Source organism: Nocardioides sp. L-11A, assembly GCA_029961745.1.
In the GTDB taxonomy this organism is placed as follows: domain Bacteria; phylum Actinomycetota; class Actinomycetes; order Propionibacteriales; family Nocardioidaceae; genus Nocardioides.
In genome coordinates this window covers 4,685,925-4,710,883 of the sequence record CP124680.1, presented here as the reverse complement: position 1 = coordinate 4,710,883, position 24,959 = coordinate 4,685,925, and the positions used below count along the sequence as shown (strand labels likewise).

General features: G+C 73.3%; 17 protein-coding genes and 1 pseudogene. 9 read left to right on the top strand and 9 right to left on the bottom strand.

Going from position 1 to position 24,959, the window contains the following annotated elements; genetic code table 11:
* Window positions 1–2: 2 nt before the first annotated feature.
* A pseudogene (locus QJ852_22590) lies at window positions 3–2,105 on the top strand (ABC transporter ATP-binding protein).
* Window positions 2,106–2,175: 70 nt separating this feature from the next.
* On the opposite strand, the gene QJ852_22585 reads toward QJ852_22590, so the two are convergent.
* The gene (locus tag QJ852_22585) at window positions 2,176–2,817 is read right to left on the bottom strand and encodes a hypothetical protein (protein ID WGX95927.1); all 642 of its coding nucleotides are present in this window, start codon (window positions 2,815–2,817) and stop codon (window positions 2,176–2,178) included.
* A gap of 498 nt (window positions 2,818–3,315) precedes the next feature.
* Here QJ852_22585 and QJ852_22580 point away from each other — a divergent pair, with 498 nt between their 5' ends.
* Window positions 3,316–5,037, top strand: coding sequence for an MDR family MFS transporter (locus QJ852_22580; protein ID WGX95926.1), 1,722 nt, complete (start codon window positions 3,316–3,318; stop codon window positions 5,035–5,037).
* Window positions 5,034–5,495, top strand: coding sequence for a MarR family transcriptional regulator (locus tag QJ852_22575; GenBank protein WGX95925.1), 462 nt, complete (start codon window positions 5,034–5,036; stop codon window positions 5,493–5,495). Before QJ852_22580 ends, QJ852_22575 begins: the two co-directional genes overlap by 4 nt.
* A 158-nt stretch (window positions 5,496–5,653) precedes the next feature.
* Here QJ852_22575 and QJ852_22570 read toward each other — a convergent pair whose 3' ends face one another.
* Window positions 5,654–7,579, bottom strand: coding sequence for an alpha-amylase family glycosyl hydrolase (locus QJ852_22570; protein WGX95924.1), 1,926 nt, complete (start codon window positions 7,577–7,579; stop codon window positions 5,654–5,656).
* Window positions 7,576–7,869: a hypothetical protein gene (locus QJ852_22565; protein WGX95923.1), complete on the bottom strand. Its 294-nt coding sequence runs from the start codon at window positions 7,867–7,869 to the stop codon at window positions 7,576–7,578. Before QJ852_22565 ends, QJ852_22570 begins: the two co-directional genes overlap by 4 nt.
* 472 nt (window positions 7,870–8,341) lie before the next feature.
* Between QJ852_22565 and QJ852_22560 the strand changes: the two genes are divergently transcribed.
* Window positions 8,342–9,028 carry a metal-dependent transcriptional regulator gene (locus QJ852_22560; GenBank protein WGX95922.1) on the top strand — a complete coding sequence of 229 codons (687 nt, stop codon included), beginning with the start codon at window positions 8,342–8,344 and terminating at the stop codon, window positions 9,026–9,028.
* Here the strand turns inward: QJ852_22560 and QJ852_22555 are convergent.
* From QJ852_22555 to QJ852_22545, 3 genes are read right to left on the bottom strand one after another with little or no spacing between them, the layout of a single operon-like run.
* The gene (locus tag QJ852_22555; protein ID WGX95921.1) at window positions 9,015–9,896 is read right to left on the bottom strand and encodes a Sir2 family NAD-dependent protein deacetylase; all 882 of its coding nucleotides are present in this window, start codon (window positions 9,894–9,896) and stop codon (window positions 9,015–9,017) included. The genes QJ852_22560 and QJ852_22555 overlap by 14 nt on opposite strands.
* On the bottom strand, window positions 9,893–10,450 hold the full coding sequence (locus tag QJ852_22550; protein ID WGX95920.1) for a methyltransferase domain-containing protein: 558 nt from the start codon (window positions 10,448–10,450) through the stop codon (window positions 9,893–9,895). Before QJ852_22550 ends, QJ852_22555 begins: the two co-directional genes overlap by 4 nt.
* The gene (locus QJ852_22545; GenBank protein WGX95919.1) at window positions 10,428–10,694 is read right to left on the bottom strand and encodes a DUF2277 domain-containing protein; all 267 of its coding nucleotides are present in this window, start codon (window positions 10,692–10,694) and stop codon (window positions 10,428–10,430) included. The genes QJ852_22550 and QJ852_22545 overlap by 23 nt, the downstream gene beginning before the upstream one ends.
* Before the next feature lie 42 nt (window positions 10,695–10,736).
* Between QJ852_22545 and QJ852_22540 the strand changes: the two genes are divergently transcribed.
* Both QJ852_22540 and QJ852_22535 read left to right on the top strand, forming a co-directional pair.
* Entirely contained in the window at window positions 10,737–10,994 is a 258-nt protein-coding gene (locus tag QJ852_22540) for a hypothetical protein (protein WGX95918.1), read from the top strand.
* Window positions 10,994–11,395 carry a type II toxin-antitoxin system VapC family toxin gene (locus QJ852_22535; protein WGX95917.1) on the top strand — a complete coding sequence of 134 codons (402 nt, stop codon included), beginning with the start codon at window positions 10,994–10,996 and terminating at the stop codon, window positions 11,393–11,395. Before QJ852_22540 ends, QJ852_22535 begins: the two co-directional genes overlap by 1 nt.
* Window positions 11,396–11,411: 16 nt before the next feature.
* Here the strand turns inward: QJ852_22535 and QJ852_22530 are convergent, their stop codons facing one another.
* The gene (locus QJ852_22530) at window positions 11,412–13,451 is read right to left on the bottom strand and encodes a beta-propeller domain-containing protein (protein ID WGX95916.1); all 2,040 of its coding nucleotides are present in this window, start codon (window positions 13,449–13,451) and stop codon (window positions 11,412–11,414) included.
* Window positions 13,448–13,969: a SigE family RNA polymerase sigma factor gene (locus tag QJ852_22525; GenBank protein WGX95915.1), complete on the bottom strand. Its 522-nt coding sequence runs from the start codon at window positions 13,967–13,969 to the stop codon at window positions 13,448–13,450. Before QJ852_22525 ends, QJ852_22530 begins: the two co-directional genes overlap by 4 nt.
* A gap of 86 nt (window positions 13,970–14,055) precedes the next feature.
* Here QJ852_22525 and QJ852_22520 point away from each other — a divergent pair, with 86 nt between their 5' ends.
* Together QJ852_22520 and QJ852_22515 are read left to right on the top strand one after the other, a co-directional pair.
* Window positions 14,056–15,246, top strand: coding sequence for a saccharopine dehydrogenase NADP-binding domain-containing protein (locus tag QJ852_22520; protein WGX95914.1), 1,191 nt, complete (start codon window positions 14,056–14,058; stop codon window positions 15,244–15,246).
* A gap of 146 nt (window positions 15,247–15,392) precedes the next feature.
* On the top strand, window positions 15,393–17,141 hold the full coding sequence (locus tag QJ852_22515) for a hypothetical protein (protein ID WGX95913.1): 1,749 nt from the start codon (window positions 15,393–15,395) through the stop codon (window positions 17,139–17,141).
* 148 nt (window positions 17,142–17,289) lie between these two features.
* On the opposite strand, the gene QJ852_22510 is transcribed toward QJ852_22515, so the two are convergent.
* Window positions 17,290–19,008, bottom strand: a complete 1,719-nt coding sequence (locus QJ852_22510) for a sigma-70 family RNA polymerase sigma factor (protein WGX95912.1) — start codon at window positions 19,006–19,008, stop codon at window positions 17,290–17,292.
* A gap of 369 nt (window positions 19,009–19,377) precedes the next feature.
* Between QJ852_22510 and QJ852_22505 the strand changes: the two genes are divergently transcribed.
* Window positions 19,378–24,915, top strand: coding sequence for a carboxyl transferase domain-containing protein (locus tag QJ852_22505; GenBank protein ID WGX95911.1), 5,538 nt, complete (start codon window positions 19,378–19,380; stop codon window positions 24,913–24,915).
* Window positions 24,916–24,959 lie beyond the last annotated feature (44 nt).

The window sequence follows — 24,959 nt, the reverse complement described above, 5'->3', positions numbered from 1 at the left end:
CCGGGCGCGGTCCGATGGGCGGCATGGTCGGCCAGAAGGCCGACGACTTCGGCAGCTCCGCGCGGCGGCTGGTCGCGCGGCTGCGGCCGGCACGCGCGCGCGCGATCGCGGTCCTCCTGCTCGGCATCGGCAGCGTCGCGTCCGTCGTGGTCGGCCCCTGGCTGCTCGGCCGGGCGACCGACGAGGTGTTCAACGGCTTCATCGGCGGCCGCCTCCCCGAGGGCAGCACCAAGGCTGACGCCGTCGCGAACGCGGAGGCGGCAGGCGACGGCGGCTTCGCCGACTTCCTGCGCGGTCTCGACATCGTCCCCGGTCAGGGCGTCGACTTCGACAAGGTCGGCCAGATCCTGCTGATCACCCTGCTCGTGTACCTCGGCGGACAGGTGCTCGGCTGGCTGCAGGGCTATCTCGTCAACGACATCGTCCAGGCGACGGTGCGGCAGATGCGCACCGACGTCGAGGAGAAGGTCCACCGCCTGCCCCTGGCGTACTTCGACCGCCAGCCGCGCGGCGAGCTGCTCAGCCGGGTCACCAACGACATCGACAATGTCGCCCAGAACCTCCAGCAGACGATGAGCCAACTGCTCACCTCGCTGCTGATGGTCGTCGGTGTGCTCGGCGCGATGTTCTGGGTGTCCCCGCTGCTCGCGGTCATCTCGCTGGTGTCGGTGCCGATCGCCATGTTCGCCACGAGCCGGATCATGAAGCGCTCGCAGACCCAGTTCATCAACCAGTGGCGCCAGACCGGCCGGCTCAACGCCCAGGTCGAGGAGTCGATCTCGGGGCACGCCCTGGTCACCGTCTTCGGTCGGCGCAAGGCGGTCGAGGAGGAGTTCGACGCGGCCAACGAGGAGCTCTACCAGTCGTCGTACCGCGCCCAGTTCATCAGTGGGCTCGTGATGCCGATGATGATGTTGATCGGCAACCTCAACTACGTCGTCGTCGCGGTGGTCGGCGGGCTGCGGGTCGCGTCGGGGTCGCTCTCGCTGGGCGAGGTGCAGGCGTTCATCCAGTACTCCCGGACCTTCACCCAGCCGATCACGCAGATCGCGTCGATGGCCAACCTGCTGCAGTCCGGCGTCGCCTCGGCCGAGCGGGTCTTCGAGCTGCTCGACGCCGAAGAGGAGGTCGATCCGGTGGAGGTCGCCGCGGCCGGCAGTGTGGCGCACGGCCGCGAAGCGGCACGGCGTGACGCCCGCGGGGCGAGCGAAGCGAGTCCCGGGCGGCAAGCGCCGTCTGCGACGCGCTCGACCCACGAGGCCGGCAGCGTGGAGCACGGCCGCGAAGCGGCACGGCGCGACGCCCGCGGGGCGAGCGAAGCGAGTCCCGGGCGGCAAGCGCCGTCTGCGACGCGCTCGGCCCAGACAAAGGGTGAGGTGCGCTTCGAGCACGTGTCGTTCTCCTACGCCGCCGACGAACCGCTCATCGGGGATCTCTCGCTGGTCGCCCACCCGGGCCAGATGGTCGCGATCGTCGGCCCGACCGGCGCCGGCAAGACCACGCTGGTCAACCTGATGATGAGGTTCTACGAGCTCGACCGGGGCCGGATCCTGCTGGATGGCTCCGACATCGCGACGATGAGCCGCGCGGAGCTGCGCGGCCGGATCGGGATGGTGCTCCAGGACACCTGGCTGTTCGAGGGCACGATCCGCGACAACATCGCCTACGGACGCCCGGACGCGACCGAGGAGGAGATCCGCGAGGCCGCGCGCGCGACGTACGTCGACCGGTTCGTGCACTCGCTGCCCGAGGGCTATGACACGTTGGTCGACGACGAGGGGTCCAACCTGTCGGCCGGCGAGCGGCAGCTGATCACCATCGCCCGGGCCTTCCTGGCCCAGCCGGCGCTGCTGATCCTCGACGAGGCCACGTCGTCGGTCGACACCCGCACCGAGCTGCTGCTGCAGCAGGCGATGGCCGCGCTGCGCACCGACCGGACGTCCTTCGTGATCGCGCACCGGCTCTCCACGATCCGCGACGCCGACCTGATCCTGGTCATGGAGCACGGCCGGATCGTCGAGCAGGGCTCGCACGCCGAGCTGCTCGGACGCGACGGGGCGTTCGCCCGGCTGCACGCGGCGCAGTTCGCCGCCGCGGCAGTGTGAGCCCTTTGTCGCCGTAGCGTCATACGTTCTGTGGGCTCAAGCCCACAGAACGTATGACGTTGCGCCGGGGTCAGCAGTCGAACTGGAAGGACGCCGGCTCTCCACCGGTCACGGCGATGGCGACGATCGGCGTCGCGGCGGCGACCTCGTCGGGTGGGGCGTCGAGCAGGAAGCCCAGGTAGGGCAGTCCGTCCTCCTCGCCCGGGGGGTAGATCGACGCCTGGTCGTAGCCGTCGGCGACCGGCTCGGTGCTGTCGGGGAACGCCGCCGTGAGCTCGGCGTACGTCGAGCCGACCTGGAGATCACCGTGTGCCGTCACCGGTCCCGGCGCGGTCACCCAGAGCTGGGTGATGGTCGCGTCCTCGTCGGTCAGCACCCGCAGTCCGGCGCCGTCGGGGTCGTCCTTCCAGTGGATGAGCTCGCTCTCGCAGACCGCGGCGCCGTCGGCGAACAGGCCGGTCGCCTCCCACTCCGGCCGGGTCATGCCGACCCGGGCGTCGCCGATCGCAGCCGGGCGGATCACCAGCGCGGGCAGCGCGGTGCTCGGGACCGGTGGCGTGGGCGCGGGGCCGGACGTCGGTGGCGGCGTGGCCGACGGAATGGGCGTCGGACCGTCGCCCGGACCGCCGCCCGGGCCGTCCCCATCGCCGTCGGACGAGCAGCCGGCGAGCGCGAGCAGCAGGACGACGGCGAGGATCAGCGGGCGGGCCATGCTCGGCGCCTACCCAGGTTGCGGCGTACCAACCGAATTTGTCGCGGATGCACGTGTTCGGCGACAAATCCGGTCGTTGCGCCGCGAGCCGGCAAATCCCGTTGTGCGGGAGCGCCGTCCGACCTACGGTTGTCGCACACGGGAAAGGAGGTGGTCCGAAGAATGATTTCTCATCGGATGCGTGAGGTGGCTGCTCGCTAGCAGCCCAGCCGTTCTGAAGGCTGCGCGCGAATCCAACGCAGCCACCCGACCCGCAGGTGAGCCCGGACCATCCACCGGGCGGGGTCCCGTCCCGGGACCACACCTGCGGGTCGCTGCTTTTCCCGGTGGTGGCATGCCGGGCTCGGCCGCCGATGGGGGCTGCCGCGCCCCGCGGCCGGCCGGCGCCGACATGCCCGGTGTCTCCCGCGTCACAGAAGGTTGCCGGACATCAACCAACGATCATATGGTTGATGTACGACAACTATTCGAGTGATGACGAGATGAGATGACGACTCGATGACGACAGCTCCGTCGGCTACCGCCGAACCGGGCCAGATGACCCACCGCGAGATCATGGAGGCCCTCACCGGGCTCCTCCTCGCGATGTTCGTGGCCATGCTCTCCAGCACCGTGGTGAGCAACGCCCTCCCCGCGATCGTGACCGACCTCCAGGGCAGCCAGACCGGCTACACGTGGGTCGTCGTCGCGACGCTGCTGACCATGACGGCGACCACCCCGATCTGGGGCAAGCTGGCCGACCTGTTCAGCAAGAAGCTCCTCGTGCAGGTCGCCCTGGTCATCTTCTCGGCCGGCTCCGTGATCGCCGCGGTGGCGCCCAACATGGGTGTGCTGATCGGTGCGCGTGCCTTCCAGGGCCTCGGCGTCGGCGGCCTGACCGCCCTGGTCCAGGTCGTGATCGCCTCCATGGTGTCCCCGCGCGAGCGGGGCCGCTACAGCGGCTACATCGGCGCGGTCTTCGCCACCGCGACGGTCAGCGGCCCGCTGCTCGGCGGCCTGATCGTGGACAGCCCGATGGGGTGGCGCGGCTGCTTCATCGTCGGCATCCCGATCGCCGCGATCGCGTTCGTGGTGCTGCAGAAGACCCTGCACCTGCCCACGATCAAGCGCGACGTGAAGATCGACTACCTCGGCGCCACCCTGATCATGGCCGGCATCAGCCTGATCCTGGTCTGGGTCAGCCTCGCGGGCACCAACTTCGACTGGATCTCCGGTACGTCGGCCGCGCTGGTCGTCGGCAGTCTGGTGCTGATCGGCGGGGCGCTCTGGGTCGAGGCGCGGGTCGCCTCCGAGCCGGTCATCCCGCTGCGGCTGTTCCGGGACCGCACCACCACGCTGGCCACCGCCGCCTCGGTGATGATCGGCGTCGCGATGTTCGGCGCGACCGTCTACCTCAGCCAGTACTTCCAGCTGGCCCGGGGCATGAGCCCGACCGAGGCCGGTCTGATGTCGGTCGCGATGGTCGGCGGCCTGCTGGTGTCCAGCATCGTCAGCGGCCGGGTGATCACCCGGACCGGCCTGTGGAAGCGGTGGCTGGTCGGCGGGATGCTGTTCGTCATCGCGGGCATCACGCTGCTCGGCACCATCGACGCGACCACCTCGCTGTGGGTGATCGGCGGCTACATGGCGCTGACCGGCATCGGTCTCGGTGCGACCATGCAGAACCTCGTGCTCTCGGTGCAGAACAACGTCGCGATGGAGGACCTCGGCGCGGCCAGCTCGGTCGTCGCGATGTTCCGCTCGATCGGCGGCTCCGCCGGTGTGGCGGCCCTGGGCGCCGTGCTCGCGCACCAGGTCACCAGCGGCGTCAAGGACGGCATCACCAGCCTCGCCAAGGCCGGCAAGATCAGCCAGGAGCAGCTCAGCGCGATGGAGCACTCGACCGGCGACATCCCCAAGCTGTCCGACCTCCCCGGGCCGATCCGGTCGATCTACGAGGCATCCTTCGGCGACGCCGTGGGCCACCTGTTCCTCGTCGCCGCGCCCTTCGCGGTGGTCGCGTTCCTGTGCATCCTGTTCATCAAGGAGGTCCCGTTGCGCACGACCAACGACGTGGCGGCCCCCACGGTCGCCGAGTCCGAGGTCGAGGCCGCCCTGGTCGCGGCCGGCGAGCCCGCCGACTATCCGGCCTTCGACGTCGAGGGCACCAGCGTCCGCGCGGATGCCGCGGGCGGGGCGCACGGCGCGCGGGGCGAGGGATCCAGGGCCGAGCGACGATGACCTCCACGCTCACCCGCACCGACGCGCTGGCCGACCTCGAGGCCGAGGTCGGCGTGCTGATCCGCCGGGTCCGCCGGGTGATCGGGGAGCGGGCGCGGGCCGTGCACCCGGAGCTGATGCCGTCGTCGTACCTGATGCTCGGCTACATCCGCGACCACGGCCCGCTGCGGGCTTCGGCGATGTGCGCGGTGTTCGAGATCGACAAGGGCGCGATCAGCCGGCAGGTCCAGCACCTGATCGACCTCGGCCTGGTCGACCGCTCACCCGATCCCGAGGACGGCCGGGCCACCCTGCTCAGCGTGAGCGCCGACGGTGTCGAGCGGCTCGACGCCGTGGCCGCCGCGCGGCGCGAGCTGTTGGCCGAGCGGCTCGGGGACTGGCCCGCCGCGGAGCTGAGTGACTTCGCGGCCTCGCTGCGGCGCTACAACGACGCCCTCGGCATCCCCGGCGACCGCTGAGTCGACGGTGCGAGCGCGTCGCTGTCGGATTCGCATGGCGGCCACACGGTCGGCTCGCGAGAGCCTTGGCTGCTCCCCTCGCTCCTACGTCGGTCTCCTCGCCGCGTCGCCGTCGGTTCCCGCGATGACCGACGACGGCGACCGGAGCGCCCGGCCGGTCAGCGGATCCAGGCGGCGGTGTCCGGCGGCAGCAGGCCGTCGGGCACGGGGCCGCTGCTGATCAGCACCTCGCCTGCCGGCAGCGGCGCCGACTCGCTGCCGGCATTGAGGACGACCGCCACGTCGCCCCGCAGTACGACGAGCAACTCGTCGTCGGCGACCGCGCGGGTGGACTCCTCCGCCCCCGCGAACACCGCGCGCCGCGCGGCCAGCGCCCGCTGGTAGAACGCCAGCGTCGAGTCCGGGTCGGCCAGCTGCGCCTCGACGCTCAGCGGCGCCCAGTCGTCGGGCTGGGGGATCCACGGCTGGGACCCGGCCGGCCCGCCGAAGCCGTACGGCGGCCGGTCACCCGACCACGGCAACGGCACCCGGCAACCGTCCCGACCGGGCAGTCCGGTGCGGAACCACGACGGGTCCTGACGCGCCTCGGGTGGTACGTCGACCTGCTCCAGGCCGAGCTCCTCGCCCTGGTAGAGGTACGCCGAGCCGGGCAGCGCCAGCATGGTCAGCGTGGCGGCGCGGGCCCGGGCCAGCCCGACCGGCCCGCCGCCGTACCGCGTCGGGTGCCGCTCGACGTCGTGGTTGGACAGCACCCAGGTCGGCGCCGAGGAGGCCGCGGCGACCGCGGCGATGGAGTCGTTGATGACCTGGGCGAAGGCGGTCGCGGACCAGGGCGTCCCGAGCCAGCCGAAGTTGAAGGCCTGGTGGAGCTCGTCGGGGCGGACGAACCGGGCCATCGACGCGGCCGTCTGGGTCCACGCCTCGGCGACCGCCATCCGGTCGCCGGGATAGGAGTCGAGCACCCGGCGCCAGCGGCGGTAGACGTCGTGGACCTCGGGCTGGTCCCACATCGGCTCGTCGACGAGGACCCGTTCGACCATCGACCCGGCCGTCTTCGCCTGCTTCTCCGGGCGCACCTGGTCGCGCAGCGCGGCCTCCTTGTAGAGCCCGTGCGCCACGTCGACCCGGAACCCGTCGACGCCGCGGTCGAGCCAGAACCGCAGCACGTCCTCGAACAGGTCGCCGACCTCCGGGTTGCGCCAGTCGAGGTCCGGCTGGGACGCGTCGAACAGGTGCAGGTACCACTGAGCTTTCTGGGCCGAGCGCGTCGCAGACGGCGCTTGCCGCCCGGGACTCGCTTCGCTCGCCCCGCGGGCGTCGCGCCGTGCCGCTTCGCGGCCGTGCGCCACGCTGCCGGCCTCGTGGGCCGAGCGCGTCGCAGACGGCGCTTGCCGCCCGGGACTCGCTTCGCTCGCCCCGCGGGCGTCGCGCCGTGCCGCTTCGCGGCCGTGCGCCACGCTGCCGGCCTCGTGGGCCGAGCGCGTCGCAGACGGCGCTTGCCGCCCGGGACTCGCTTCGCTCGCCCCGCGGGCGTCGCGCCGTGCCGCTTCGCGGCCGTGCGCCACGCTGCCGGCCTCGTCCGGCACCCGGGTCCAGGCGGGACCGCCGAAGACCGAGTCCCAGTTGTTGGGCGGCTCGGCACCGTCCTCCCCGCGGCCGGGACGGAAGAGGTAGCGGGCGCGCTCGGGCGACCCCGGTCCGGCGGCCAGCGCCGCCCGGAACCAGGCGTGCTGGTCGGAGGTGTGGTTCGGGACCAGGTCGACGATCACCCGCAGGCCCAGGTCGTGGGCGGTCTCCAGCAGCCGGTCGACGTCGGCCAGGCGACCGAACAGCGGGTCCACGTCGGTGTAGTCGGCGACGTCGTACCCGTGGTCCTTCTGCGGCGAGGTGTAGAAGGGCGTGATCCACAGCGCGTCGACGCCGAGGTCGCGCAGGTAGGGCAGTCGCGCCGTGATGCCGGGCAGGTCGCCGATCCCGTCCCCCGCCCCGTCGCCGGCGGGCAGACCGTCGGCGAAGCTGCGGACGTAGACCTGGTAGACGACCGCGTCGCGCCACCAGGGATGGCCCGGCGCCGGTGCGGTCATCGGAAGTCCTGCGGGTCGACGGTGATCCACACGTGCTCGGCGGTGGCGACGACCTCGTCGTCGGGGCCGTAGAGCGTCGCGGCGGTGAACGTCTTGCGGCCCTCGACGCCGCGCAGCTCGCCGACGACGACATAGCGCTCCGAGGTGCGCGGCAGGCTGCGGACCTCCGCGGTCATCCGCCCGAGCACCGACGGTCGGCCCTCGAGGTCGCTCGCCCAGCCGCCCGGGCAGTCGAGGGCGGCCCAGGCGACCGGCACCGCGCTGTCGTACGGCGTCCAGGTGGCGGCCACGCGCTCCCCCGCCGACCGGCCCCGGGAAGATCCGCAGGCCGTCGCCGACCCGCCGGTCGGGGCCGCAGACGTAGCAGCTGGGGAACGGGTGCACCCGGTGGCCGGTCCAGCGCGTCTCCGCCTCGGCCGCCTCCGTCGCGGTCGCCGGGGCCACGGGCAGCGGCCGCGCCTCGGCGTACACGGCCTCGGCGACGACCTGGCCGTCGTGGCTCAGCGTGGCGCCCGCGGCGGTCGGGAGGACCGGCATCGGGATGTCGAGCGGCGGCGGCTGCCGCAGGGTCACCGTCACGGCGGTGCCGAGCCCCTGCGCGGGGAGCGTCGCCGCGAGGGCGCCGGAGGTCCAGCCGCCGTTGCCCGAGCGCGGGGGTCCGTTGAAGCGGTGCGGGACGATCAGCGGGGGCAGGGAGGTCACCGGGCCAGCATGGCAGGCCGGTGGTGTGCGCCCTTTCTCTTAATGGGTCAGAATAGGGGCGTGAGCGATCTCATCGACACCACCGAGATGTACCTCCGCACGATCTACGAGCTGATCGAGGAGGGCATCATCCCCCTGCGGGCGCGCATCGCCGAGCGCCTGCACCAGAGCGGGCCGACGGTGTCGCAGACGGTGGCCCGGATGGAGCGCGACGGCCTGCTGACCGTCGAGGGCGACCGCCACCTCGAGCTCACCGAGGAGGGCCAGCGCCTCGCCACGCGCGTCATGCGCAAGCACCGCCTCGCCGAGCGCCTGCTCACCGACGTCATCGGTCTCGAGTGGGAGCTGGTCCACGAGGAGGCGTGCCGTTGGGAGCACGTCATGTCCGAGACCGTGGAGCGGCGGCTCATCGAGCTGCTCGGCCACCCGACCGAGTCGCCGTACGGCAACCCGATCCCCGGGCTCGCCGAGCTCGGCCAGAACGCCGTCGGCGAGAACTTCATGTCCGACGTCGAGCCGCTCTCCAAGGCTGCCGGCGCCGAGACGTCGCGCGCCGTCGTCCGCCGGATCTCCGAGGAGATGCAGAAGGACGACGCGCTGATGAGCGCCATGCGCCGGGTCGGTGCGCTGCCCGACAAGACCATCACCATCCAGGCCACGGCCGACGGGGTGCTGGTCGGCTCCGGCGGCGAGACCGCGGAGATCTTCCCCGAGGCGGCCGACCACATCTTCGTCAAGAAGCTGTAGGCGCGGGTGTCGGGCGGGGCGCTGGACGACGGTCCCGCACCCCCGCCAGCGCGGGCAGCCACTCGCCGACCCCCGCTTCGACCTTGTACGTCGCCAGGTCGTCGCCGCGGGTCGGACCGCGGTTGACCACGACCACGGGGATGCCGCGCTGCGCCGCGCGGCGTACGAACCGCAGCCCGCTCATCACGGTGAGGCTGGAGCCCGCGACCAGCAGCGTGCCGGCGCCGTCCGGGCCGCCGGCGAGCGCCTCCACCGCGGCGTAGCAGCGCTCCACCCGCGGCTTGGGGACGTTCTCGCCGAAGAACACGACGTCGGGCTTGAGCGGGCCGGCGCAGTCGACGCAGTCCGGGACCACGAAGTCGGCGGTGTCGTCGAGGTCGACGTCTCCGTCGGGGCGGGCCGCGACGGCGGCGTGGCGTGCGGCCCAGCCGGGGTTGGCCTCCTCGAGGCGCAGCTGGAGCGTGCCGCGCGGCGTCGTGCGGCGGCAGGCGAGGCAGACCACGTCGGCGATCCGGCCGTGCAGGGCGACCAGCCGTGGCGTGCCGGCGGCCTCGTGCAGGCCGTCGACGTTCTGGGTGATGACCAGGTCGGCGCCGAGTGCCGCCACGGCGCGGTGCCCGGGGTTGGGCTCGGCGCGGCGCATCCGGGACCAGCCGAGGTGGCTGCGCGCCCAGTACCGCTGCCGGGCGTCCGGACCGGACACGAACTCCTGGTAGGTCATCGGCATCCGTGCGGGCGCGCCGGGGCCGCGGTAGTCCGGGATGCCCGAGTCGGTGGAGAGGCCGGCACCGGTGAGCACGACGAGCGGGCCGGAGGCGCACAGGTCCAGCGCGGCCCGGGTTCTCGGGCCCTGGCCGACGACGGTCACCGGTCCAGGGTACGCAGCGGGACGAACACGTACCTACCGTGCCGCTCCACGCGCAGCATGTCCCCGGCCACCGGCCCGACCAGCACGCCGCCGGGCCGCAGCTGGCCGACCAGGGCAGGGGGCAGCACCTCTGCATCGGCCGACACCAGCACCCGGTCGTACGGCGCCGACGCCGGCCAGCCGAGGACGGCCGGGTCGGCCTGGTGCAGCTCGAGGTGAGGACTCCGACCGAGGGTGGCGCGGGCCATGGCGAGCACCTCCGGGATCAGCTCGACCCCCACGACGTGTCCGCGCGGCCCGACCAGGTGGGCCAGCAGCGCGGTCGACCAGCCGGAGCCGCACCCGACGTCGAGGACCCGGTCGCCCGGCTCCACGCCCAGCAGCGTGAGCATGGCCCGCACCGTCGACGGCTGGGAGTTCGTGACGCCGTACCCGAGGGGCAGGGCCTGGTCCGCCGCGGAGAACCGCCGCTGGTCGGGAGGCAGGAAGCCCGCGCGCCCGACCGCGGCGAAGGCGGCGCCGACGCGGTGGTCAGCCGTAGCGGAGCCGCGCACGCTCGCGCGCCTTCTCGGCCTCGACCTCCCGGTTCTTCGGCGGCGCCGTGGTCACCAGGTCGTCGAGGAGATGCTGGGTGATGTGGGCGATCTCCGCGACGGCGCGGTCGAAGACCTCCTGGTTGGCCTGGCTGGGCTTGGTCGCACCGCTGACCTTGCGGACGAACTGCAGGGCCGCGGCACTCACCTCGTCGCGCGTCGCCGGGGGCTCGAAGTTGTTGAGCGGACGGATGTTGCGGCACATGCCTTCACCGTACGCCGGACGATCCACATGTCTTGTGCATGCATGGTGGCCCTGCAGATCCGCGACGTGCCGGAGGAGGTGCGCGATGTGCTGGCGCTCTCGGCTCGGGACCATGGCCAGTCGCTGCAGGCATACCTGCTCGACCTGGTCACCCGAGAGGCTCGCTTCCGCCAGAATGTCGACATCTTCCACTCCTCCGTCGACCTGCGGATCGAGTTGCCGCCGTCCGACGATCCCGGGTCGGTGGTTTCGATCATCCGCGAAGGGCGCGACGGCGGGTTCGGGATCGACCGCCGCTGATGCTGGCTCTCGACGCGAGTGCCTGGGTGCACGCCCTGGTCGATGCGGGAGCGCGGGGCGAGACTGCCCGCGAGGTTCTTGCAGCCGACCCGGAGGTCGTCGTGCCCGCCCACGGTCCGGTCGAAGTGCTTCGCACTCTCGCCCGGCTCGAGGCGGTGGGACGGCTCTCGGCCCCGGCCGCTGGTGAGCTAGCCGACACGGTGCCGCGAACCGCGATCCGGATCGTGCCCCTCGAGGGATGGCTGCTCGCCGAGGTCTGGTCGTTGCGCCACAACGTCAGTGCGTATGACGCTCCGTATGTCGCCATCGCCCGTCGGTTCGACTTCGCGCTGCTCACCGCGGACGGGAGACTGGGGCGGGCCGCGGCGCCGTACGGCGTGGACGTACGGCTCGTGGAGTGATCGCCGCGCGGACGTGTCACAGCTCGAAGAACTGGGCGTCCTCCCCGGTCACCAGCACCACCCGCCCGTCGGGGAGCGGGACGGTCCGGACCCGGTCGACGTCGGCGCCGTACTCCACCTGGACCCGGCGCTCGTGCAGCCGGCCGCCGGCGAGCTTGAGGACCGAGACGTAGCCGACCCGACGGCGTCCCTGCTTCTGCACGACGGTGAGCACCGTGCGCTGCGCGGGCAGCCAGGTGAACGCGCGCGGGTCCCGCCCGGCGAGGGCCTCGGTGCGCCGGCCGTACCCGAGGACGTCGAGGCGTGTCACCTGGCGGGTGTCGCGGACGTCGAACAACCCGACCTGGGCGCCCCAGCCGCCCTGGCCCTCGGGACCCTGTGGCCCCTCGCCGACGCCGATCAGGCGGGCCCGACCCAGCGGGTGGAGGTAGGAGGAGAAGCCGGGGATCTTCAGCTCGCTGAGCAGCCGCGGAGCAGCGGTGTCGGTGAGGTCGACGGCGTAGAGCGGGTCGATCCGGCGGAAGGTCACCACGATCGCGAGGTCGTCGAACCAGCGCACCGACTGGATCTCCTCGTTGCGGCCCAGCCCGTCGAGCCGGCCGCGCTCGACGAGGTCCTGGCCCTGCTGCTCGAGGGTCAGCACCGAGCTGAAGTTGCCGGTCTCGCTGGTCGGACCGACGGCGACGCGGAGCACGCCGCCAGCCTCGTCCAGCGACCAGCGGTCGCGGATCGCGCCCTCGACCTCGCCGGACGCGACGTGGGTGGCCCGGGTGCCGTCGAGCGCGAAGTCGAAGAGGTACGACGTCCCGCCGGTCCCGCGCGGGACGAGGGAGCGGAGCGCGTCCGCGGGGGTGGCGCACCAGTCGAGGCAGCCCCACCCGCCGCCGGCGCTGGCGAGGTAGAGGTGGTCGGCGGACTCGTAGGCGATGTCGGTGAGCCCCGCCAGCCCGATCGCGTCCAGGGTGCCGGCGTCGTCGGCGTCGAAGCCGACCACGCTCGTGGTGCCGAGGGCGAGGTCGTCGGAGGGGAGGGCCACGTCGCGGCAGTCGAGCAGCTGCGCGGCCGCGCCGTCGTCGACGGACACCGTCGGCAACCAGTCCGCGAGGGTGCTGTCCTCGACGGCCTGCCGGTTGTGGGCGAGCGCCTCGTCGGGGCTGCGCTTGCCGGTGGGCTGCACGAAGTCGAGGTCGGGCAGGCCGTTGGCGAGGACCAGGCGGACGGTGTCGCCGTGCTGGCGCGCCGAGAACCGCGCGGCGTCGTACCGGACGTCGTCGACGACCTCGGGGGCGGCCGGGTCGGCGAGCGACACGGTCAGCACCCGGGTGCCGCGGATCCCGGTCCGCCCGGTGGGGCCCTTCACGTCGCCGATCGCGACCACCGTGTCGCCGGTCAGCAGGATCTCGGGGGCGTCGATGCCGGGGAGGTCGACGGAGGAGAGCTTGGCGGTCGAGGAGCCGGTCACGTCGTACACGTCGAGCCGGTCATTGCGCTCGACGACCATCAGGCTGCCGTCGGTCTTGACGGTGTCCGGCTCGTCGACGCCCTCCTCCTGGACGTTGGTGCCGGTCTCGCTGTTGGTCTGCCGCTCGGTCTGCGGTGCCGAGGCGGCCGTGCCCGTCGCGAAGTCCGCCTGGGGGACGGGCAGGTTCCGCTGGAGGCCGTCCATCAGGTCCGACCGCATGCCCTGGGCATAGAGCGGGCCACCCCCACCCCAGCCCCACGGCCCGACGACGTCCAGCCCCCGCCGGACGTACGACGCCAGCAGATCGTCGCAGGACGCCGCCGCCTCCAGGTCGGCCTGGAAGGCGACGTGGCGCGGCAGCCGGTCGGGACCGGCCGGGCCGGCGCCGGGTCCGCCGCCGGGTCCGCCGGGGCCGCCGGTCAGGTTGCCGACCACGAACGCGCCCGCCAGGGCGGTCGCGGCGCCCGCGGTCAGCACCGGCCGGAGGACGAGCCGCCGGCGCCGGCGCCGCTCCTTCGCTGTCGCGGCGAGGATCGCGCCGACCGGTGCCGGGTCGGTGGGGTAGTCGTCCCAGAGGTTCTCGAGATCGCTCATGAGGGGCTCCGTCCGGAGAGGTCGAGCAGGTGGTCGTCGGCGGCGAGGTGGGCCAGCGCGCGGGACAGGCGGCTCTTCACCGTCCCCGCGGGGATGCCGAGAGCCTCGGCGGTCTGGCGTTCGGTGAGCTGGACGAAGTAGCGGAGCACGACGACCTCCCGGTTGGGCTTGGTCAGCCCGCCCAGTGCGCGGTGCACGGCGTCGGCGATCGCCACCCGGTCCGTGGCGTCGGGCTCGGCGGTCCGGGCGCCGTCGAGCGGGGCGTCGTACTGCCGGTCCTTCCACCAGCGGGTGCGGCGGCTGTCGCGCAGGCAGTTGAGCAGCATCCGGTAGACGTAGGCGTCCCGGTTCTCGGCGCTGCTGACCCGGCTCCAACCGGTGTAGCAGCGCACCAGCGTGGTCTGGGCGAGGTCCTCCGCCTCGTGCGGCCGCGCGCCGAGGAAGACGGCGGCACGGACCAGGCTCGACCAGCTCTGCTGGACGTAGTCGGCGTACGCCGCCTCGGTATCGGGTTCCACAAGGTCTCCTCGCTGTGCTGAACCTATGACGGAGCCCGGGGGCCGAAGGGTTCCATCGGGTTCGGGACCGGTGGAAGAGTGGGGGCATGGCAGACAGCGCGCGCCCGTACGACGTCGTCCTGTTCGGAGCCACCGGCTTCACCGGGGGACTGACCGCCGACTACCTCGCCGAGCACGCACCCGCCGGGCTGCGCTGGGCGCTGGCCGGCCGCAGCGAGCAGCGGCTCGCGGCGGTCCGTGACCATCTCGCCGCCTCCCACGAGCACCTCGCGGACCTGCCCCTGCTGGTCGCCGATGCGACCGACGCCGAGGCCCTGGCCGAGGTGGTCGCGACCACGAAGGTGGTGGCGACGACGGTCGGGCCCTATGTCCAGTACGGCGGCCCGCTGGTGGCTGCCTGCGCCACCGCGGGCACCGACTACGTCGACCTCACCGGCGAGCCCGAGTTCGTCGACCGGACCTATGTCGAGCACAACGCCGCCGCGGAGGGCTCCGGCGCCCGGCTGGTGCACGCGTGCGGCTTCGACTCGATCCCGCACGACCTGGGCGCCTACTTCACGATCGGCGAGCTGGCGCAGGAGGTCGGCGGCGAGATCACGACGCCGGTCACCATGCGGGGCGTGGTCCGCAGCAGGGCCGGCTTCTCCGGCGGCACCTTCCACTCCGCGCTGACCGCGTTCTCCCGGGCCCGGCAGATGAAGGAGGCCGCAGCCGCGCGGCGCCGCCTGGAGCCGCGCCCCGAGGGCCGCCGTTCCCGGGCTACCGCCGGGCGCCCCCGACGCGACCACGACCTCGGCTACTGGCTGCTCCCGCTGCCCACCATCGACCCGTTCGTCGTCGCCCGCAGCGGCGCCCACCTGGCGTCGTACGGGCCCGCGTTCAGCTACTCCCACTACGCCGGCACCAAGACGCTGCGCTACGCCGCGGGCGGCGCGGTGGGCGTCGCCGGTCTGACGCTGGCCGCGCAGGTGCCACCCGTGCGGAACGCCCTGCTGAAGCGGGTCCCTCAGGGCGAGGGGCCCTCGCCCAGCCGCCGTGAGAAGTCCTGGTTCACCGTCGACTTCGTCGCCGAGACCGCGGGGACGAAGGTCCACACCCGCGTCTCCGGCGGCGATCCCGGCTACACCGAGACCGCCACGATGCTGGCCGAGTCGGCGCTCTGCCTGGCCCTCGACGACAACCCCAACGTGGCCGGGCAGGTCACGACCGCCACCGCGATGGGCGAGGCCCTCCTGGCCCGCCTGCAGCGGGCCGGGATCGTGTTCGAGCGGCGCTGACCCGGTCCGGCCCCGCCGGGGTTTGCCCGACCAAGCGTCTGCTTCGGTACGCTGCCCGCGGCGCTCGGGGGCGCGCCATGGGGAGATGGCTGCGCGGCGCCGGCGGGGGCGACGACCGCGCGGGTCCAGGGAGAGGGGGCCCGCCGATGGGGCGCGGGAGCACACGTCGTACGTCCGAGCGGGGAGCGAGCGCCCTGCTCGTCGCGCTCTTCTTGTCGGTGGCGATGGTCTGCACGGCGTTCGCCGTCGATCTCGGCCTCCAGCGGGTGCTGCGCCGTGACCTGCAGGCGGTCGTCGACGTGGTGGCGCTCGACCTCGCGCGCGAGCTGACCGGCAAGAGGGCGGGGGAGTACGCCGCCGCCGACCGCGCGGTGATCGACGCCGCCAAGGAGGCGAGTCTGCGCCGCAACGACCAGCTGGTCGGCGGGGAGGTGCCGGCGGCCGACGTGACCTGGGAGCTCGTGGCGCTCCACGACGGCGTCTGGCGTCCCGCGGGCGCCGACGAGATCCCCGGCGGGGTGCGGGTGACCGCCCGCTCGGACGTCGCCTTCGCGTTCGGTGCGTTCACCGGGGTCGACCAGGGCCGCTCGGCCCGGACGGCGGTGGCCTCCGCGCGGGCCGGTGCCTGCCTGCGGGTCGGCTCGTACGCGGCGCAGCTGGACACCCAGCGCTCCTGGCTGCTGGCCCCGCTGCTCGGCGGCCTGCTCGGTTCCGACCTGGCGCTCGCCGTACTCGATCCGGAGGCCGGCCTCGCCGGCGTCGACCTCAACCTGCTCGACCTGATCGAGGAGCTCGACCCGCTGGTCAGCGCGGACATCTCCGCGGCCTCCTTCACCGAGGTGGCCGGCGTCGCGGTGGGTCTCTCCGAGCTGATGCTCGCCGCGATCCACACCCTGGAGCGGCAGAGCGGACGGCTGGCGGAGATCGACCTGCTGCGCGACGTCTACGACGGCATCCAGGCCAACCTCCCCGCCGTCGGGATCCGGCTGAGCGACCTGGTCCGGCTCGCGACCGCCGACGACGCCGCGGCGAACCTCGATCTCGACCTGTTCGACCTGGTCGCCGGATCGCTGGCGATCGCCAACGGCACCAACGTCATCAAGCTCCCGGTGTCCGTGCGGCTGCCGCTACCGCTGGGGCCCGGCGGCACCAGCCTGGTCGACCTGAAGGCCTCGGTGAAGGTCGGGCAGAAGCCCGTCGTCGACTGCGTGAAGGCGGAGAGCTCGCAGATCGAGATCGACCTCACCGGCGACGCGCTCGCGCTCGACCTCGGCCTGATCGCCGTCCGGGTCCCGCTCTCGATCCGGCTCACCGTCGCCGACGCCAGCGCGACCGTCACCGCGGTCGAGTGTCTGCCGGCCGGCAAGCGGGTCGCGATGCTGGTCGACAGCGGGCTGCTCGGCGTCGACGTACGCCTCGGCCAGCGCGCCGACGCCCCCTCCTCGCCCAAGCTGAGCGTCTCGCTGCTGGGCCTGGGCATCCCGGGCTGGAACGGCGTCGAGGTCGTCAGCGGCACCGTCGTCCTGGCGAGCGGTCCCAACCCGAACCGGCCGCCCCGCCCCGAGCACCTCGACATCGTCGACGAGGACTACGACGTCAGCGTGCCGATCCGGCAGGGCGGTCTCGGCGTCCCGGACCTGTTCCTGTCCGTCAACAGCCTGAAGCTGCTCGGCGGCCTCGGCCCGCTGTCCGACCTGCTGGCGTTCCTCGGCATCCCGAGCCTGCTGCAGTGGGTCGTCGACCTGGTACTCCAGGGGGTGGTCAACCCGCTCAAGAACAATCTCGACCGGTGGTTGCTCGCCCCGCTGCTCGACGCGCTCGGCGCCGATCTCGCCGGCGGCACGGTGAGCGCGGTGAAGCCGGTGGACTGTGGCATGCCCCGGCTGACGGGCTGACCGAGTCGGTTGGCCGGGCCGATCGGGCTGGTCGGCGGCGGCGCTGTAACACGCTGTCCACCTGACTAGGCGCCACATCTCAGCAGAAAGCGGTCGCTGAGCGGCCTGAATCTGCTGACAGCCGACGGATAGTCGGGCGGACGGCGTGTTACAGCGGAGCGCTCAGCCCGGGCAGGGGTCGACGTCGAAGCTCGTGGAGCGGGTCGTGGTCTGCCCGGCCCGATCGACGGCGGTGAGGGTCGCGGTGACCGTGCCGCCGATCGGGAACGGCCCGATGGTGGTGCTCCACGAGCCGCCGGACGCCGCCAGCGCCTGCTGGCCGCTGCCGCTGTTGCCGGTCCAGGCCACCCGGACCGACTGCAGCCCGGAGCCGTCGGTCACCGTGGCGGTCAGGGTGCGGCCGGAGCAGTCGGCGGGGCCGCCGACGGAGATCGGGCCGATGACGGGCGGCTGGTCGACGGTGACCTGGACGGACAGGACGACGGTGCCGCCGGACCAGGAGACGGCCACGGTGCCGGTGCTGCTGCCCTCGCCCAGGCTCGACCGGTCGGCCGTGACGGTCAGGCCGGTCTCGGCGCCGGCGCCCAGCGACCCGGAGGTCCGGGAGAGCGACAGCCAGGCCACGCGCGGCTTCACGGTGTAGTCCAGGGCGGTGCCGCCGGCGTTGCTCAGCCGTACGGTGCCGGCGGACCTCGCGCCGAGCCGGAGACTGCGGGTCGAGACGCGCAGGTCGCCGGGCGCGGCGACGCTCGCCCCGGTCGTGGGTGTCGACGCTGGGCCGGCCGGCGCACTCGCCGTGGGGGGGCGCCGGCTCGGTGGGCGTCGTCGCGGGAGCCGGGGCGGTGGCGGCCGGGCCCGTGGTCGGGGGTGTCGGACTGCCGGTCACCGGCTCGGTGGTCACCGGGTCGGTGGCGACCGCAGGAGCGGTGTCCTCCGGCCACCAGGCGAGGACGGCGGCACCGCCGAGGGCCAGCAGCAGCACGACCAGGCCGACGACGAGCGACGGGCGCATCGTCGTACCGCTGCCGGAGGAGGGAGGTGGCGGCGCCGGATCGTCGACGTAGTGGGCCACCAGCCGCTCGTCGCCGAGCACCCGGTCGCGGAGCGCGGCGGGCGCGGCGAAGGCGGGTACGCCGGCCAGCAGGGCGAGCGGGCTGACCATGAGCCGGCGCCGGGTCTCGCAGGTCTCGCAGCCGTCGATGTGCCGCGCGACCCGCTTGCGGATCAGCGGCGAGAACCGGCCGTCCCAGTCACCGAGGATCCCGGACAGCTCGCCGCACAGCTCGCTGCCGCGCCGGGCGACGAGGAGGGCGCCGAGCGACCGCTCGACCTGGTCGCGCGCGCGGCTGAGCATGACGTAGGAGTTCTGCGGCGTCACCTCCATCGCTGCGGCCAGCTCGGCGCCGTCCAGCCCCTGGCGCAGGTGCAGGTCGAGCAGTGAGCGGTCGCGGTCGTTGAGGCCCTCGATCGCGGCCCAGACCAACTCACGCAGCTCGTCCTGGACCGCCGCGTCGGCGACCTGCTGCTCGGGGCCGGCGCCGTGGTCAGGCATCGCCTCGAGCCATTCGTCGTCGTGCGCCTCGCGGGCCCGTCCACGCAGCGTGCGCAGGCACTCGTTGCGCACCACGGAGTACAGCCACGGGCGCAGCCGCGCCGGGTCCCGCAGCTGGCCGACCTTCTCCGCCATCACGACGAAGGCGTCCGCGACGCAGTCCGCCGCCTCCTCCCGGCTGCGGAGCATGGAGTACGCGAAGTCGTGCAGCCGGTCGGCGTACCGCTCGTAGACCCCGGCGAACGCGCGGCGGTCGCCGGCGAGGACGCCCGCGACCAGGGTCGCGTCGTCCGCAGGCGGGCCCGAGGCGGTCATGGCGTGATCGTAGGGACACAGGGGTGTGAGCGCCTACCGTTCCCAACCTTGCGATTAGTCGGGGCCGAGCGTGTCGGAGATCGACCTCGCCGCCCGGCCCTCGCTGCGCTCGGACCGCGGGCGTCGGCCGATGCGGCTGCGCCGCCGTCCGCCACGCTGCCAGCCGTCGTTGGGGCCGAGCGTGTCGGAGATCGACCTCGCCGCCCGGCCCTCGCTGCGCTCGGACCGCGGGCGTCGGCCGATGCGGATGCGCCGCCGTCCGCCACGCTGCCGGCCACCCGACGCTGGACGGAGCCCACAACGAATCCGCGTGAAGCCTGTGGGTTCTCCACTGTCACCGGCCTCGCGGGAGGTGGAAGGGTCGAAACCGTGCCAGTGGTCTCTCGAATCGCCATCGTCAACCGCGGTGAAGCAGCCATGCGGCTGATCCACGCCGTGCGCGACCTCAACGCTCGCCACGCCACGGCAGGCGAGCAGATCCGCACCATCGCGCTCCACACCGACGTGGACGCCGGGTCGGCGTTCGTCCGGGAGGCGGACGAGGCCCACCTCCTCGGTGCCGCGGCCGACCGGCCCTATCTCGACCACGCCGTGCTGGAGCGGGCGCTGACCGAGACCGGAGCCGACGCGGCCTGGGTCGGCTGGGGCTTCGTGGCCGAGGACCCGGCCTTCGCCGAGCTGTGCGACCGGTTGGGTGTCACCTTCATCGGCCCGAGCGCCGACGCGATGCGCAGGCTCGGCGACAAGATCGGCTCCAAGCTGATCGCCGAGGACGTCGGCGTACCGGTGGCGCCGTGGAGCGGCGGCAGCGTCGACAGCCTGGAGGAGGCGCTGGCCAGCGCCGAGAAGGTCGGCTATCCGCTGATGCTCAAGGCCACCGCCGGCGGCGGCGGGCGCGGCATCCGCAAGGTCACCTCCGACGCCGACCTCACCGAGGCCTACCAGCGGACCCGCGACGAGGCCGAGCGCGCGTTCGGCAGCGGCGTGGTCTTCCTGGAGAAGCTGGTCACCGACGCCCGGCATGTCGAGGTCCAGGTGATCGCCGACGGTCAGGGCACCGCCTGGGCGATCGGCGTCCGCGACTGCTCCGTGCAGCGCCGCAACCAGAAGGTCATCGAGGAGTCCGCCTCCCCGCTCCTGGGCGAGGCCCAGACCGCCGACCTCAAGGGCGCCGCCGAGCGGCTCGCCAACGCCGTCGGGTACGCCGGCGCGGGCACCGTCGAGTTCCTCTACCACCCCGGTGAGCGGACCTTCGCCTTCCTCGAGGTCAACACCCGCCTCCAGGTCGAGCACCCGATCACCGAGGAGGTCACCGGCACCGATCTGGTCGCCCTGCAGATCCAGGTCGCGCGCGGCCTCCCCCTCACGGGCGAGCGGCCCACCGAGCGCGGCCATGCCGTCGAGGCCCGGCTCAACGCGGAGGACCCCGACCGCGACTTCGCGCCGGCCCCCGGCCGGATCAGCCGGTTGGAGTTCCCCGCGGGACCGGGCATCCGGGTCGACACCGGAGTCGCCGAGGGCGACACGATCCCGGCCGACTTCGACTCGATGATCGCCAAGGTGATCGCCTGGGGCGCCGACCGCGAGCAGGCGCTGGCCCGGCTGCGCCGGGCGATGGGTGAGACGACGGTCGTCATCGACGGCGGCGCCACCAACAAGAGCTTCATCCTCGACCTCCTCGACCAGCCCGAGGTCGTCACCGGTGAGCCCGGGTGGGCCGACACCGGCTGGATCGACCGGGTCCGCGGGGAGGGCCGCCTGCAGGCCGCCCGCCACGCCGGGGTGGCCCTCGTCGCCGCCGCGATCGAGGCGTACGACGAGGAGGAGCGCTCCGAGATCGCGCGCCTGCTGCAGACCGCCCAGGGCGGCCGGCCCCAGGTGCAGCACGACCCCTCCCGCACGATCGAGCTCAAGCTGCGCGGGGCGACGTACGCCCTCACCGTGCGGCAGACCGGGCCCGCCCGCTACCAGGTCACCCTCGCCGCAGGCGGCGCTGGAGCTGGAGGGGTCCGCATGGTCACCGCCACGCTGGACCGCATCGACGACGTGCACGGGCGGCTCACGGTCGACGGGCACCGGTTCCGGCTGGTGAGCGCCAGCCACGGCCCGGTCCAGCTGGTCGAGGTCGACGACGTCATGCACCGGATCAGCCGCGACGAGGGCGGCATGGTGCGCTCGCCCGCTCCCGCGCTGGTCGTCTCCACCCCCGTCGCCGTCGGCGACGAGGTCGCCGCCGGGCACCCGGTGCTGGTGCTGGAGTCGATGAAGATGGAGACCGCGCTGCACGCGCCGTTCACCGGACGGGTCAAGGAGCTCCTGGTCCGGGTGGGCGGCCAGGTCGAGACCGGCGCCCCCCTCGTGCGCCTCGAGCCGACCGGCGACGCTGGCGCCGAGCAGCAGGACACCGCCCCCGGGCAGGTCGACCTGGACCTGCCGACACCCGCGACCGTCGCGACCGGCGGCCGCAGCGCCGAGCAGCTCGCCGCGCTGAGCAGCCAGCTGCTGGGCTACGACGTCGACGCCGATCAGCGCCCCGCGCTGCTGGCCGACTACCTCGCGAGCCGCGGCGAGGACGCGCCGGCGGACACGCTGCGCGCCGAGATGGCGCTGCTCTCGCTCTTCACCGACGTCGCCGAGCTCAGCCGCAACCGCCCGGCCGGCGACGAGCCCCCGGCCGAGCTGCGCGTGCACAGCTCGCGGGAGTACTTCCACACCTACCTGCGCAGCCTCGACCCCGAGCGCGGCGCGCTGCCGGACCACTTCCGCGACAAGCTGCTGCGGGTGCTCGCGCACTACGGCGTCACCGACCTCGAGCGCACCCCGGAGCTCGAGCGCGCGGTCTTTCGGATCTTCCTCGCTCAGCAGCACGCCGCCGACGTCGAGGTCGCGGTCGGCGTCCTGCAGCGGTGGCTGAGTGCCCCACCGCCCCCGGCCCAGGACCGGCCGGCCGCCCGAGCGCTGCTGGAGCGGATGGTGCGCGCCACCCAGCTCCGGTTCGCCGTCGTCGGCGACCTGGCGCGCTCGATCCGGTTCGGCTGGTTCGACCAGCCACTGGTCGACGACGAGCGGCGCACGGTCCTCGAGGGCGTGGCCGCCGAGGTCGCCGCCCTGACCGACCCGGACACCGCCGACCGGGAGGCGCGGATCGCCGCGCTCACCGCGATCCCCGAGCAGCTGGTGGGCTTCCTCCGCGACCGGCTCGTCGACGGCCTGCCCGCTCGGGAGCCGTTGCTCGAGGTGCTGATCCGCCGGCACTACCTGGAGTACCACCTCCACGACCTGACCGTCGTCGACCCGGACCACGACGGCGGCCGACCGGTCGTGTTCGCCGAGTACGCCACCGACCAGAAGGGCGCGACCCGCGTCGTGTCCACGCTGGGCGACGTGACCGAGCTCGCCGACCCCGACGGCCCCCTCGGCGAGGCGATCGCCTCGGCGCTGAGCGCCGACCACGACCCCGACCACGCGGTCGTGGAGATCTACCTGCGCTGGCCCGACGCGCCGGCCGATCCCGACACGGCCTCGGCCGAGGTGGCCCGGATGCTCGCCGGCCAGGAGTTCGCCCGCCGGGCCCGCCGGGTCTCGGTGGCGGTCTGCCCGGCCGCCCCGCAGCCGGTCGACTACTTCACGTTCCGGCCCGGTGACGCCGGCCCGGGGAGCCTCGTCGAGGACACCCTCATTCGTGGCATGCACCCGATGGTCGGCCGCCGGCTCAACCTGTGGCGACTGCGCGAGTTCGATGTGACGCGGCTCGCCGCTCCCGACGACGTCCTCCTCTACGAGTGCGTCGCCCGGGCCAATCCCGCCGACCGCCGCCTGGTCGCCGCCGCGCAGGTGCGCCAGCTCGCCGTCGTACGCGACGACGAGGGGCGGGTGATCGCGCTCCCGCACGCCGAGCGCGCGGTCGAGAACTGCCTGGAGGCGATCCGCCGGGTGCGCACCGCCCGCGGTCGCGAGGGCACCAAGCTCGACGTCAACCATGTGTGGGTGACGGTGTGGCCGCTGGTCGAGGCCGACCTCGACCAGCTGACCGCCCTGCAGGGCAAGATCACGCCGCTCAGCGAGGGCGCCGGGATCGAGGAGGTGCTCGCCGAGGGGCGGGTGGCCGGCCCCGACGGCACGCCCACGCCGGTGGCGATCAGGTTCCACGCCAAGCCCGGGGCCGGTGTCGTCGCCGACATCCTCGAGCCCCCGACCGAGCCGCTGGCTCCGCTCGACGAGTACGCCGGCAAGGTGCTGCGCGCGCGTCGCCGGGGTCTGGTCTACCCCTATGAGCTCCAGCCGGTGCTCGCCGGCGGCGGCACCGTCGTCGAGCACGACCTGGACGCGTCCGGGACCCTGGTGCCGGTCGACCGCGCCCCCGGCCAGAACACCGCCGGCATGATCGTCGCTGTCGTCAGCACCCCGACCGCCCTGCATCCCGAGGGCATCACCCGTGTGGTGCTGTGTGGCGACCCGCTGAAGTCGCTCGGCGCCCTCTCCGAGCCCGAGTGCGCGCGGGTGATCGCGGCCATCGACCTCGCCGAGAGCATGGGCGTCCCGGTCGAGTGGTTCGCGGTCTCGGCCGGTGCTCGGATCTCCATGGAGAGCGGCACCGAGAACATGGACTGGGTGGCGGCGGCGCTGCGCCGGATCGTGCAGTTCACCCAGGACGGCGGCGAGATCAATATCGTCGTCGCCGGCATCAATGTCGGCGCCCAGCCGTACTGGAACGCCGAGGCCACCATGCTGATGCACACCAAGGGCATCCTGGTGATGACGCCGGACAGCGCAATGGTGCTGACCGGCAAGCAGTCACTGGACTTCTCCGGTGGCGTCTCGGCCGAGGACAACCACGGCATCGGCGGCTACGACCGGGTGATGGGACCGAACGGCCAGGCGCAGTACTGGGTGCCGGACCTGGCCGGTGCGTTCGGCGTCCTGATGGCGCACTACGACCACACCTATGTCGTTCCCGGCGAGGCCGGGCCGCGCCGCGCGCCGTCGACCGACCCGGTCGACCGCGACGTCACGACCCACCCGCACCCCGGTGACTTCGCCACCGTCGGCGAGATCTTCTCGTCCGAGCACAACCCCGACCGCAAGCGGCCCTTCGACATCCGCACCGTGATGCGGGCGCTGGCCGACGCCGACCACGAGATGCTGGAGCGGTGGGCCGGCATGGCCGACGCCGACACGGCCGTGGTCGTCGACACCCGGATCGGTGGCTACCCGGTCAGCCTGGTCGGCATCGAGTCGAAGCCCGTGCCCCGGGCGGGCTTCCCGCCCACCGACGGGCCGGACACCTACACCGCGGGCACCCTCTTCCCGCGGTCGTCGAAGAAGGTGGCGCGCGCCATCAACGCCGCCTCCGGCAACCGGCCGCTCGTCGTGCTGGCGAACCTGTCCGGCTTCGACGGCTCCCCGGAGTCGATGCGCAACCTGCAGCTGGAGTACGGCGCCGAGATCGGCCGCGCCATCGTCAACTTCCGCGGCCCGATCGTGTTCTGCGTGATCTCCCGCTACCACGGTGGCGCCTTCGTGGTGTTCTCCAAGCGACTCAACCCGGAGATGACCGTGCTCGCGATCGAGGGCTCCTACGCCTCGGTCCTCGGCGGTGCCCCCGCCGCGGCCGTCGTGTTCGCCGCCGAGGTGGCCAAGCGGGCCGCGGCCGACCCGCGGGTCGCGGCGCTGGAGGAGCGGATCGACCACGCCGAGGATGGGGAGCGCGGCGCGCTGGTCGTCGAGCTCGCCGACCTGCGGGCCCAGCTGCGCGCCGACAAGATCGCAGAGGTCGCCGCCGAGTTCGACGGGGTCCACCACATCCACCGTGCCGTCGAGGTGGGTTCGGTCGACGAGGTGATCGCAGCCCGCGACCTGCGTCCCAAGGTGGTCGCGGCGATCGAGAAGGGGCTCGACCGGGCCTGAGTCGAAAACGCGGCTGCCGCCGTACGACACGAGGCCCCGGTCGT